The 12,328-nt window shown below is 45.4% G+C and carries 9 protein-coding genes; all 9 read left to right on the plus strand.

Annotated features, from left to right (window positions below):
- Positions 1–237: 237 nt before the first annotated feature.
- A complete protein-coding gene (locus ACYX4N_RS05600) occupies positions 238–2,238 on the plus strand; it encodes a peroxidase family protein (protein ID WP_476055885.1) in 2,001 nt (666 codons plus the stop codon).
- A gap of 365 nt (positions 2,239–2,603) precedes the next feature.
- Positions 2,604–4,547 (plus strand): TonB-dependent receptor plug domain-containing protein, encoded by a 1,944-nt coding sequence (locus tag ACYX4N_RS05605; RefSeq protein WP_476055886.1) that lies wholly within the window; start codon positions 2,604–2,606, stop codon positions 4,545–4,547.
- 133 nt (positions 4,548–4,680) lie between these two features.
- Positions 4,681–5,823 (plus strand): HmuY family protein, encoded by a 1,143-nt coding sequence (locus ACYX4N_RS05610; RefSeq protein ID WP_476055887.1) that lies wholly within the window; start codon positions 4,681–4,683, stop codon positions 5,821–5,823.
- Between the two features lie 3 nt (positions 5,824–5,826).
- A complete protein-coding gene (locus tag ACYX4N_RS05615; RefSeq protein ID WP_476055888.1) occupies positions 5,827–6,783 on the plus strand; it encodes a heme/hemin ABC transporter substrate-binding protein in 957 nt (318 codons plus the stop codon).
- Positions 6,783–7,907, plus strand: a complete 1,125-nt coding sequence (locus ACYX4N_RS05620) for a FecCD family ABC transporter permease (protein WP_476055889.1) — start codon at positions 6,783–6,785, stop codon at positions 7,905–7,907. The genes ACYX4N_RS05615 and ACYX4N_RS05620 overlap by 1 nt, the downstream gene beginning before the upstream one ends.
- A 5-nt stretch (positions 7,908–7,912) precedes the next feature.
- Positions 7,913–8,743 carry an ATP-binding cassette domain-containing protein gene (locus ACYX4N_RS05625; RefSeq protein ID WP_476055890.1) on the plus strand — a complete coding sequence of 277 codons (831 nt, stop codon included), beginning with the start codon at positions 7,913–7,915 and terminating at the stop codon, positions 8,741–8,743.
- A 44-nt stretch (positions 8,744–8,787) separates the two neighbouring features.
- Positions 8,788–9,519, plus strand: a complete 732-nt coding sequence (locus ACYX4N_RS05630) for a HugZ family pyridoxamine 5'-phosphate oxidase (protein WP_476055891.1) — start codon at positions 8,788–8,790, stop codon at positions 9,517–9,519.
- 122 nt (positions 9,520–9,641) lie between these two features.
- On the plus strand, positions 9,642–10,091 hold the full coding sequence (locus ACYX4N_RS05635) for a Dabb family protein (protein WP_476055892.1): 450 nt from the start codon (positions 9,642–9,644) through the stop codon (positions 10,089–10,091).
- 428 nt (positions 10,092–10,519) lie between these two features.
- Positions 10,520–12,328, plus strand: coding sequence for a DUF6152 family protein (locus ACYX4N_RS05640; protein WP_476055893.1), 1,809 nt, complete (start codon positions 10,520–10,522; stop codon positions 12,326–12,328).

Raw genomic sequence — 12,328 nt, forward strand, 5'->3', positions numbered from 1 at the left:
TCAGTTTTTTGTATCATTTAAATGGTTTCTAATCTTGTTTTGCGTTCAGCGATATCTATTAAACCTAATGATAACGGCTGCTTTTCCATGTCGAAATTATAAGTAGTTTCTCCGCGTGTTGCTCTATTAGCACGTTGTAGTGAGTTATTACTAAGCAGTGAGTTCATGATTAAGTACGTTTTAATCTGTTCTCGTAAACCTAGTTACTTCTTGTAGAAGTGAAAGAAGGCGTTGAATATGAAAAAAGTAAGAATGTCACTGACAGCAGCTGTTATTGCCATCAGTGCCTGTAGTTCTGATGAAAACAATGTTAATACACCCCCTGTAGTAGAAGCAGGGGAGAGGCAAACAATAGATGAAAGGTCTATGGTAGTGCTTCAGGGTAATGCTAGCGATACACAAGGTAGCGTTAGCGTTCAATGGGAGCAAATATCAGGAGAGTCGGTTGATATCGAAGATGCAAGCTCACTTAATGCGAGTTTTCGAGCACCGTCTACCTCAGATGACGAAACCCTAGTGTTTCGACTTACCGCAACAGATAGTGAAGGGGTCACGGCCTCAGACGATGTAACCGTTGTGGTGAACGACCGTAGAGCCTCGTCACAAGGTATCGACGAAGACGCCAATGAACGACGCGAACGAGTAAATAATGACAGGGACAACGACAACGACTTTGTTGATAACAGAGAAGTTAGAACAATTGATGGCTCTTTAAATAATAATGCCAATCCACTTTGGGGGGCAGCATTTACTCAATTAAAACGGTGGGTTGATCCTGATTACGAAGATGGCGTTGCTTCAATGTCAGGCATTAATCGTCCTAGTGCTCGTTTGATTTCCAATAATATACATCATCAAGATACGGGCGAAGTTATCCCAAACACTTTCGGTACATCTGATTTTGTTTGGCAGTGGGGGCAATTTATCGATCATGATTTTGGTCTAACGGATGGCTTAGAAGAAGTGGCCGATATTCCGGTGCCCGTTGGAGATGCGTTTTTTGACCCTCGAAGTACGGGAACCGCAACTATCCTGTTCTCAAGAGCTATTTTCGACCATGATACGGGCACATCTACCCGAAATCCGCGAGAGCAAGAAAACGAGCTAACTGCGTGGATCGATGGAAGCATGGTCTATGGGTCTGACGAACAACGTGCGTTGGCGATAAGAGTAGGGGAAAATAGCCCTTACTTAGACACAAGCGAGGGTAACTTACTGCCTTTCAATACCAGCGGGCAAACCAATGGTAACGCGTTTGGTGTGGAAGACGACGAGCTGTTTCTAGGTGGTGAAGTGCGTGCCAATGAGCAGGTTGGACTTACTGTTATGCACACTCTGTGGGTAAGGGAGCACAATCGACTTGCGGCTATATTGGAAGAACAGTCGCCAGGTGCATCTGGTGAAGAAATTTTCCAAGCAGCACGGCGACTGGTTATAGCTGAAATACAGTCTATTACTTACAACGAATACTTGCCTGCACTGATAGGTGACAACGCATTGTCTCGCTATCAAGGCTATGACAACACAGTGGACCCTGGGCTTTATAATGCATTTTCTGTGGCTGCGTTTCGTCATGGTCATTCGCTAATAAACGACCAAATTTTGCGACTTGATGCACAAGGAAATACGATTGACGAAGGGAATTTATCGGTAAGAGAAGTGTTCTTTACTGCGCCCAGCATTCTTACCGATGAGCAAAGTATTGAGCCTATTTTAAGAGGCCTCGCAAGTCAGTTGCACCAAGCCATCGACGTGAAAGTAACCAGTGAGCTGCGTAACTTTCTATTCGGTTTGCCGGGGCAAGGCGGACTAGACCTAGTTGCACTAAACATTCAACGAGGGCGAGATCATGGCGTACCTTCTTACAATGAAATGCGTGCCCAATTCGGTTTGGAGCCTAGACAGTCCTTTAGTGAAGTAACCTCAAATACTGAGTTACAACTTGCGCTAGAGGCGACCTACGACAGTATTGACGATATTGACTTGTTCACGGGCGGTCTTGCTGAAGACCCTGTGGCGGAAGAAGGTTCCCAGTTAGGCCCTTTGTTTCGCGCAATGATTACCGAGCAGTTTGAAGCACTTCGAGATGGTGACAGATTTTGGTACCAAAATTATCTAACAGATGAAGAGCTAGACATGATTGAGGGGGTGACGCTAGCTGATGTTATTCGTAACAACACAGGTATTGGAAATGAAATACCAGACAATGTGTTTTACGTAAGTGACTCGACTAACTAGCTACAAATTACATACCGCTACACAACTTGTGTAGTGGTATTTTCTTTATTCCAATTTATCCTTTAGTAGGGGAATACTATTTCTAAAAATAGAAAGGAATAGGCAACTTTTCTTTCAGTTCAGCTTTTTGGTATTCCTTCTTTCACTTCTCCATGTTGTTTACTCCACATCTTTCCACTGTTTTTGTCGCACAAGGCAGAAAATTTTATCATTGCCTATCATTCTGTTTTTATTGCAAAAAGCGTTTAAAAATAAATGGCCATGTGGGGTATTTATACTGAATATCCATTTTTCTTCTTGCAAAACGTTTCCAAATAAATAAGATCAAACGCAAATCATTATCATTTGCGTTATAAGAAAAATAAATGAAACGAGCCTACGTTGTACCTTCACTTGCCATAGCCGCCACGCTTCCTTTGGCTTTTTCAGTTTTAGCGGAAGATGACCTAGAGCGCGTTGTAGTGACTGGTACTAGGACGCCGAAATTACTGGCTTCTTCACCAGTGAAGGTTGATGTAGTTGATAAAGAAGAGATTGCTCGATTAAGTAAAGGCACGCTACGCCAAGTGCTTGAAGTGATGCCCGGTGTTGTGGTTAGGCGCAGTCAAAAAGACGGGTACAACGTTCAGCTAAATGGCTTCAATGGTGACCATGTGCTGGTGCTAATCAACGGCCAACCTATTATTTCACCTACAGGTTCTTCGGTCGACCTTGACCAAATTAGCGTGGCTAATATTAAGCAAATTGAAATTGTGCGAGGCGCTGCTTCTGTGCTTTACGGCAGCTCTGCTATGGGCGGCGTTATCAATATCATTACCGAAAGGGTAGAAGGCTCGCGGTTTTCAGCAGACTACGAGGCATCTTATTTTACCGATGATGCAATTGACGGTGATGAATTCGGGCACACGTCTAGGGTCACTGCAGCGAAAGCAGTAAGCGATTGGCAGCTTGGCATCACGGCTCAGAACATTACTAACCCGGGTTTTGATTACGACGGCGAAACTACATCACAAGATGGTGGCGCGGTAGACAAATCTTTTGTGCAAATGTCTTTATCTACGTTGATAAATAGCGTTAGCGTGCAATATAAAGGGCAATGGCTGGACGAGCAAAAAGACAAACCTCAATCATCAATACCCGGCCAAGCCACCATTATTAGTTATCTTTCTAACGTTACTCAGTGGCAGCACGATCTTCGCGTTGAGCAACAATACGATTGGCATATCAACACGCGCTATCTTTCACATGATGAAGAGAGTGGTAACAGCAACGGGTTGCGTCAAACCGATATTCAGCTAGCGGAACTAGAAGCGCAGAAAATTTATTCTACCGAAGATATCGAGTGGGTAGGCGGCCTTGTTTTACATGGCGACACGCTGGACCAGCAAAACCTCAGCACGGGCACGGTTGAAGTTGACGATGTAAGTCGTGAAAGTGCCGAGCTTTATTTACAAGGAAACTGGCAGAAAAACGACACCCAGCTTTTAGCAGGCGCAAGAATACAAAACGATTCTGATTTTGGTTGGCATACTGCATTTAAAGCAAGTGCAAGCCAGTCAATTAGTGCTGACAGTACTTCGTGGCAACTTCGCGCAGGGGCTGGCAGTAGTTATCGCGTGCCTAACCTTAAGGAACGCTATTACATATTTGACCACAGTAACTTGGGTTATATGGTGCTTGGCAACGACGCACTTACCCCTGAAACCGCGTTGAATGCTAACTTAGGCGCTAACCTTCGAGTAGAACCGATCCAAAGTGACTGGTTATATCACCTTGATATTAACCTTCATTACACTAAAGCTGATGACTTTATCACCACAGCGGTAGATGTGGACGCATCGCAAGAAGCAGGTTTAGATATTTCAGTTTATCAAAACCTCGATGAAGCGACCCTATACGGTGCAGATTTGAGCGCCAGCGTGCAGAATGATAATTGGCAGTGGCAACTGAATTACAGTTACTTAGTTGCTGAAGATGGCAGCTCACAGCGCTTGCCTGAACGCCCTACGCACTTAGTTAAAGCATCCGTTACTTATCAGTTTAGCCAAACTGACACCAGCCTACAGCTCTATGGAGTGCATGAGGGAAATGTGTCGCCTTCCAGTGGCTATACATCAGTTTTCAAAGACAGCTTTACCACGCTAAACGCAGTTGTACAGCACCAGTTCACGCCTCAATGGCAAGCGCGCCTCGGGCTTGAAAACCTCACCGATGAACATCGCTCAACCGACGCTCTTGTGGCAGGCGCGTTTGACGCAAGGCCGATTACTGCCAGGCGGTTGTATCTGGGCGTGAGTTTTCAGTATTGAAATAACCATTAAACGAAAGCACCGACATAGAAAACAGCGTTTGAGATCAAAACAAAAAATACCTAACGGCAGATCCCAAACCAACAACTAAAAACCGCTGGTTAATTCGGCGAACTTTAAAAAAGGAAAACACATGAACAAAACGTATTTGGCGCTATTGCTTGCCATGACATTCGGTTTAACTGCTTGTGGTGGTTCAAGTAGCGATGACACCTCAGTTGAAACGCCTGATCAAGTAACCGATGGCAGTGGAGATTCAGATGACGGAAGCAGTAACGGCGAAAACGAAGAGGCAACAATTTACGGGCCTTTTAGTACAGGGTCTACATCCGAGCCTGTGGCCGTTTATTTTGACTTAGATACACAAACACAACTTACGCTTACTGAAGATGAAGCCGCAACGGATACCACGTGGGATATTGGCTTTAAGCGTACCAATGTGTTTTTGAATACAAACCAGGAAACCGCTGTTAGCCTTTACTTTACCGGAAATAACAGCGACTTTTACGATGATACGGGCGCACCAGTGTCTGACTTGTTCTTAAATGCTACGGCTGATAGCGAACTAGACGACTACTTAGCTGTTACTCAAAGCGATATACCAGAAGCTGAAGCGTTCAGCACAGATACAGAAACCCAAGTGATCGGCGATACCTTTTACAACTACGACTTTACTACTCACGTAGTAACGCCAAATGAAGAGACCTATTACATTGTGTCCTCTGACAGCAACTACACAAAATTCCACGTTACCGATATCGTCACTGAAGGGCGCGGTATTGGCGAAATAACCCTTGGCGTTATGCATCAAAGCGTTCTTGACGGGCAAAGCACCTTTGCTGAAGAAGTTGCACTTACCGTTGATGCAGTGGGTTGTAGCGACGCCGTTTACATTGACTTCGATATGCAGCAAGTAGTTACACAAGCGGACGGTTGGGACTTATCAATTCCGTGTGCGGACGGGGCGGGGGAATTTACCCTTTCTATCGCTGATGATGCGACCGTACTTCGCACCGACGCTGAAACTTATGATGGAGTGGATACCGAAGCGGCACAGTTTTATGGCTTCAGTGAAGAGACCGTTAGCGAGTACGCTATGGCTACGAACAACTGGTATTTCTACGACAGTACCAGCCACTTACTTTACTCACAGTTTGGGGTTTATTTAGTTCAGTCTGGCGACACTACCTACAAGCTTCAAATTACCAGCTATTACGATGAAGAGGGAACATCAGGTGCGTACAGTTTCCGCGCCGACCCGGTAAGTGGAGAGTAAACAATGTTGCAAAAGGCTCTTTCACTTTCATCTATTGCCGTAAAAGCGATGTGTACTGTGATGGCGGGGTGGAGTTTGTTTGCGGGAGGGGCGTTTAGCGCCCCTTTAGTTGAACCGCAAACTACATCTCCTAGAATTGTTACCGCTGGCGGCAGTATCACCGAAATTGTATTCGCGTTAGGACGAGGCGATTGGGTAATTGCTACTGACAGTACCAGTATGTACCCAAAAGAAGCGGCAAGTTTAACTAAGCTTGGGTACTTTCGACAGCTCAGCACTGAAGGAGTATTGGCCCAACAGCCCACAATGCTGCTAGGAGCTGAGGCGACAGGCCCAAGCGTTGCGCTTGAACAAATAGCCCATGCTGGCGTAGAGGTTACTACCTTTAACATAGACAAAAACTTAAGTGGCCTTAAGCGCCTAGTATTGGATATTGGCGAAAAACTATCGGCAAGTGATAACGCCATTACCCTTATTCACGATATTGAAAAGAAGGTAGAGCAACAAAAAGCGCGGTACGCTGATAAAACCTTAGCATTCAATACGCCAATTAAAGCGCTCTTTGTGGTGGCGAACAATGACAGGGGAATAACGGTTGCGGGTAAAAATACTGTGCCCCAAGCGCTATTCGATACGCTGGGTATCGTTAATATAGGTGCAGCAGTGGAAGGCTACAAAGTGATGAGCGCCGAGTCTGTGCTGATGCAAAACCCTGATATTGTGATTGCCGCTGGGCACATGCTGCGTGGAAAAAGCGCGAAGGACGCGCTTTGTACGCACCATGCGTTGGCAGCCACCTTTGCTGGTATCCATTGCCTGGTTGAAGCCATGGATAGCAGCATAAGTTTGGGCCTTTCTCCGCGCTTTGATGTAGCGCTTCAGCATGTTGCAGAGTATGCAGAAAAAGCTATTGAAATTAAGCAAACGCAAAACGCGGCTAACAGTAGTACGAGTCAATAATGCAGTTATCTTCGGCAGCTAAGCACAGTGATAACCTAGCTGATAAGCCAGGCGATAGTGCGTCTATGTCTGTGGTACTTCAGCTTATTAATGCCCGCGCGCAGCGAAAACGTATTGGCATAGGAATATTGGTTGTATTGCTGTTGCTCTGTGCTTACGTGGGGTTAACCCGCGGGAGTTTACCAATTGATATTGAACAGCAACTTAAATACTTCATTAGCGGCGGAAATACTGCGACAAATAGCACCCATTGGTATGTGTTGTCTGAAATAAGGTTGCCGAGGGTGATCATGACAATGCTGATTGGCGCGCTTCTAGCCGTATCTGGCTGTGCAATGCAGGGGCTAGTGCGTAATCCGCTTGCCGACCCTGGTTTAATTGGTATTGCAGGTGGCGCAGCCGCAGCCGCAGCTCTTAGTATGACCCTAGTACCTCCGCTCATCCCTGCGCTTGAGTCTATATGGGTAGCCATGTGGGCCTTTGGTGGTGCACTACTTTCTGTATGGACAGTGCTTCGGTTTTCAAATGGGCCGCAAGGCGTTTCAGTAGCCGCGCTTATTTTGGCAGGGGTTGCCATTAACGCCTTAACCGGAACTGTGATAGGGGCTATTAGTTATGTAGCAAGCGATGATGCACTTCGCCAAATAAGCTACTGGACCATGGGTAGCCTTGCCGGAGCAAGCTGGACGCTTTGTGGTCTTATTGCGCTAGCTGGGCTTGTTGCTTTTACTGGTCTTATGAAGTCACGTAATGCGCTTAATTTACTTGCGCTTGGTGAAAAAGAAGCGGCTTATATGGGGCTTAATGTTACCCGATATAAACACGGGGTTTTATGGCTGGTGGCGTTCTCTGTGGCGCTAGCGACGGCGTTGTGCGGCATTATTGGCTTTGTTGGTTTGGTGGTGCCCCACATGTGTAGGGCAATATTTGGTGTAAACCACAAGGTGCTAATACCTGCCTGCGCACTAATGGGCGCGTTGCTATTAATGGTTGCCGATACATTGGCTCGCACCTTATTTGTGCCTATGGAAATACCTATTGGTATTGTTACATCGGCAGTTGGGGCGCCATTTTTCCTTTACTTACTGTGGCAACAACGCCGTATATTTAGTGGTGGGGTGTAGCTACTATGAAAATTGAAAGCTTAGAGCAAAGCGATAACGACAAACGGTTAAACACTGAGTTGCTTACATTAAAAAATGTTGTCATTGCCAGAGGTAAAAAGCGCTTGCTAGAGCAAATATCGTTGTCATTTAACACTGGTGAGTTTACCGCGATAGCGGGTGAAAACGGATGCGGTAAATCTACGCTTCTAAGTATGCTCAGTGGTGTAGATACGCCATCTGGTGGAACGCTAACCCTTGACGGGCAAGAGATTAGCTCGCTAAGCGCAAACCAGTTAGCAAAGCAGCGTGCAGTGATGGCACAAAGCGCTGCAACGCCATTTGGATTTATCGCCGACGAGCTACTTCATTTGGCGCGGTATCAGCATATTGAATCGCTAGAACACAAAAGTCGTCTGATTAATCTTGTAGCCGAGCAGTTTGACATTACGCATTTACTTGCTCGGAATATTCAAACTTTGTCTGGTGGAGAAAGGCAAAGGTTTTTTTTAGCCAAGGCAGTTCTTCAAATATTGCCAGGTGATCAGAATGAAACGTTGGAAGGCAAGCTTTTGCTGTTAGACGAACCTACCTCAGCGCTGGATTTACGTCACCAGAAACTGGTCATGCAGCAACTGGTCGCGTTACGAGAAAAAGGGCTGTGCATTATTTGCGTAAGTCACGACCTCAATTTAATTTCGCCTTACTGCGACAGACTCATTTTACTGGGTGAAAAGCGTTGCTTAGCCGACGGAGCACCAACGCAAGTGCTCACTACCGATATGCTATCTCGGTGCTATCACACCCAGTTAAACCTAATTAAAAACGAACAAAAACAAGTTTTCGTGACACATTAATTTTAGCGAAAACCGAAAACAGAAAAACAAGAACGGAGTTAACCATGAGCATGCAAGATATTGCATTTCAAGCAAAACAGCTAAGCCGCACCCATCAGAGCGGTGTATTGGGCACGCATTCAACATCAATGCCCGGCTACCCTTTTGGCTCGGTTGTACCTTATTATTTAACGCCCGCCGGTGACGCAATTATCTACATCAGCGATATCGCACTGCATACGCGCAATATTAAAGCGAACGACAAGGTTAGCTTAACCATTTTCGATGCTAGTGAAGATGACTCTCAGGCGAATGGTCGCGTGACTATTATGGGGAGTGCGGAGCTAGCGAACCAAGATGACGTGAAAGCGCAGTATCTTCGTTTATTCCCACAAGCTAAAAAATACGAGCAAACTCACGACTTCAATTTTTACGTTATTCGTACTGAGCGAGTCCGTTTTATTGGAGGTTTCGGAAAAATCCACTGGGTTGATAAAAACTATTGGCGCGTTGAAGCCCAAGACTGGCATAGCGCACCAGAGGGCATGATCACCCATATGAATGAAGACCATCAGGACGCGATGCAGCTTATCTTGCAGCATAAAATAGGAGTCAACGTTGAAGCGCCGATAATGCACAGCGTATTTCCAGAAGGCATGCATTGCGGTACAGAAAAGCAGACCTGGTTTATCCCTTTTGAAGCGCCGTGCATGTCGTCAACGGACGTACGAAAAGCGTTAGTGAAACTGACCAATGGCGCACGGAATGCGCTTAACGTACCCAAAGCGTTGTCGTAGCTGCTGCAGTTTTGACCATAGCTAGCTATTCTAAATAATAGCTGGCTATAGTTGCTTCGTTTTCGTCATAGTGCGATGGTAGGTAGACCTTCGATAAAGCGCTTAACCATGGAGCATCAAAGATGACGGATATAAAACGTAGACAGTTTGTAACAAGTGCCGGCGCGCTGGCATCTTTTGCCGCATTACCTGCTAGTGCCAGCTCTCCAAGTTCTTTACCTTCAGGCATTGCTAAGTCTTCGGGCATGAAAAATAGTATGCTTCCCCCCATACTTCATATGGTTTATTTTTGGCTTAACAATCCGGGCTCTAATGAAGACAGAGCGAAGTTGATTGCTGGCTTAGAGACCTTAAAAGCTATACCGCAAATTCATTCCCTTCATATCGGTGTACCTGCCAATACTTTAAAGCGCGATGTTATTGATAATTCTTTTGATGTGTCTGAGCTCATGTTTTTTGAAAGCGTCGAGGCCCAAAATGAATACCAATCTCATCCAATTCATAAACAGTTTGTTGAGCAGTGCTCGGGTTTATGGCGGAAGGTTGTAGTGCGAGATTCTGTCTCGGTATAGGGCTTATTGACGGCTTGGATATCATAGTTAACGGTCACTTTTTTCACAGTCTATGAAAGCTGGTAACGAGTAAATTAGTACTTCCCACAGCTGAACTGTCTAGTGGAGCGACTATCGTACCGCGCATTGTGAAAGGTTGACTTAATATGCTCTGGCTCACATCGAGAGTCTTCTTCTGGAGGGTAAGAGGTTATTTGGATAGTGAGTAATTGATGTGAAGTAAAATACGGCACAGTGGCTAAACAGGCAATAATTCCTCTACTCTCAAGCACAAACTTTAACCCATCTTTACACTTATCCTATGGTGAGCGGAAAACTTATTCACTATGATATTTTCCTACTTTGAATATCTTTTCTTGATAGTGTGAACTATGTCTAACCTAAGTGGCTAGTGACACTATTTCAAAACCATTTATATAGGAAAAGTAATGCGCCACTTTGCTTATTTTTGTGCATTTGCTGCGCTAATAATGTCTTTGTCAGCAGTCGCTCATCACGGAAGTAGCGGACAATTCGATACCAATGCAACGGTCGAGTTTAGCGGTAACATCACTAGGGTTCGTCTTGTTAACCCACATGCTTACGTGTATTTCGACTCAATTGATGAAACCGGTAAAGTTACGAACAAACGGTGCGAATTGCAGTCTGGTTCATTATTGAAGCGAAGAGGCTGGACTCAGTCGCTCTTCAAAACGGGTAGCTTTATTTCCATTAAAGGTTCACCAGACAGAACCGATCCTACTACTTGTTACATGAAAGAAATTACGTTTGAAAATGGCGTTGTTGCATCACGAAATAGCGAGTTTGATGAACATGGAAACGTACTTGTAACAAGTGAAGGTACTTTAGAAAACGAGCCTTCTAAAGACTATCACGCTGAAGAGCATGACGAGGACCATCATGAAGAGGACGTTCATCATGATGAAGGCGGCGATGTTGAGACCACCTCTCCAGAGCAGACCGTAGAATTGAGTTCGCGTGAGCGCCTTCGCGAAGACGGTTTACTAAATATTGCGGGAAACTGGGCTATGGTTCGAGCGGGCGGTGGCCCTCCAGGCGGAGGCGGAGGCAAAGCAGTGTTAACGTCTGCCGGAGAAAAAGCGGTTGAAGGCGCTACATCCGCTGATAATCCTCGATATCAATGTGAGCCAACTAACATCATTATGGACTGGTGGTTCGATATGATGGTTAATCATATTGACCAAACAGATAAACGTATTACGTTGACATACGGCTTCATGAACTTAAAGCGTACTATTTATCTAGATGGCACTACTATTCCAAAAGACTATCAGCCTAATCGTGCCGGTTTTTCTACTGGACATTGGGAAGGAGAGGAATTAGTTGTGACAACCACAGGGTTTGATGAAGGGTGGATAATGGCGCCTCTTGGAGGTAATCCTGGCGGCCCGCCACCGGGGCAAGAAAGAGCAAACCGACCACCACGCCCAGACGGTGAACAAGGTATGCCTAGTGAGGGGAGAAGTGGCCCCGAGGGAAGACCAGGCCCACCTTCTCCAGCTAAGAACAGTACACAGATGACGATTGTAGAGCGCTTTACGTTAAGTGAAGATGGCACTGTTTTAACCAGAAAATATACGATAACAGACCCACTATATTTAGCGTCACCAATGGAAGGGCAAGATCAGGTAACCTTCACCAGCGACCAATACATAGACTACGAATGTGAAGATCTAACCGCTGAACGAGGGTCAGACAGTTTAGGTGGGGTAGGTGTAACACGTGCCTCAGAAAAAGTTGGAGCAGGTCAATCGGTCAAACCTCTTTTGTATTGGTTTGAAGAGACAAAAATTGGAACAACTGTATCAAGCACGCAATGGGGCTATCCCATTATCCTCTCGCTGCATGCGATTGGTATGGCGATTATGGTGGGCGTTTCATTGATGTTATGTGCTCGTGTTTTAGGATTTGCGTCAACCATACCTCTTTCGTCCTTTACTCCCTATTGGTCGATAGGCTTGGTTGGCTTCGTGATTAACTTTTTATCTGGTTCAGCTTTGTTTTTCGGTAACGCTTCCGAACTTTATTTCAACTTGGCTTTTCGAGTAAAAATTGTATTGGTCATTTTGGGGCTTACTTTTACTAAGTTGATGGTCAAAAAAGCGATGTCATCACCAAGCGAAAACGATAAAAGGCATAAGACGCTGGCTGTCGTCGCACTGCTTTGTTGGGTGTTTGCTATTATTGCTGGCCGCTTGATTGGCTACACAGGTTAG

The organism is Alteromonas sp. ABH4_452, from assembly GCF_056311825.1.

What these genes read in the sequence shown, in the direction of transcription:
- ACYX4N_RS05600 (WP_476055885.1), top strand. Translation starts at nt 238, where the DNA reads ATGAAAAAAGTAAGAATGTCACTGACAGCAGCTGTTATTGCCATCAGT.
- ACYX4N_RS05605 (WP_476055886.1), top strand. Translation starts at nt 2,604, where the DNA reads ATGAAACGAGCCTACGTTGTACCTTCACTTGCCATAGCCGCCACGCTT.
- ACYX4N_RS05610 (WP_476055887.1), top strand. Translation starts at nt 4,681, where the DNA reads ATGAACAAAACGTATTTGGCGCTATTGCTTGCCATGACATTCGGTTTA.
- ACYX4N_RS05615 (WP_476055888.1), top strand. Translation starts at nt 5,827, where the DNA reads ATGTTGCAAAAGGCTCTTTCACTTTCATCTATTGCCGTAAAAGCGATG.
- ACYX4N_RS05620 (WP_476055889.1), top strand. Translation starts at nt 6,783, where the DNA reads ATGCAGTTATCTTCGGCAGCTAAGCACAGTGATAACCTAGCTGATAAG.
- ACYX4N_RS05625 (WP_476055890.1), top strand. Translation starts at nt 7,913, where the DNA reads ATGAAAATTGAAAGCTTAGAGCAAAGCGATAACGACAAACGGTTAAAC.
- ACYX4N_RS05630 (WP_476055891.1), top strand. Translation starts at nt 8,788, where the DNA reads ATGAGCATGCAAGATATTGCATTTCAAGCAAAACAGCTAAGCCGCACC.
- ACYX4N_RS05635 (WP_476055892.1), top strand. Translation starts at nt 9,642, where the DNA reads ATGACGGATATAAAACGTAGACAGTTTGTAACAAGTGCCGGCGCGCTG.
- ACYX4N_RS05640 (WP_476055893.1), top strand. Translation starts at nt 10,520, where the DNA reads ATGCGCCACTTTGCTTATTTTTGTGCATTTGCTGCGCTAATAATGTCT.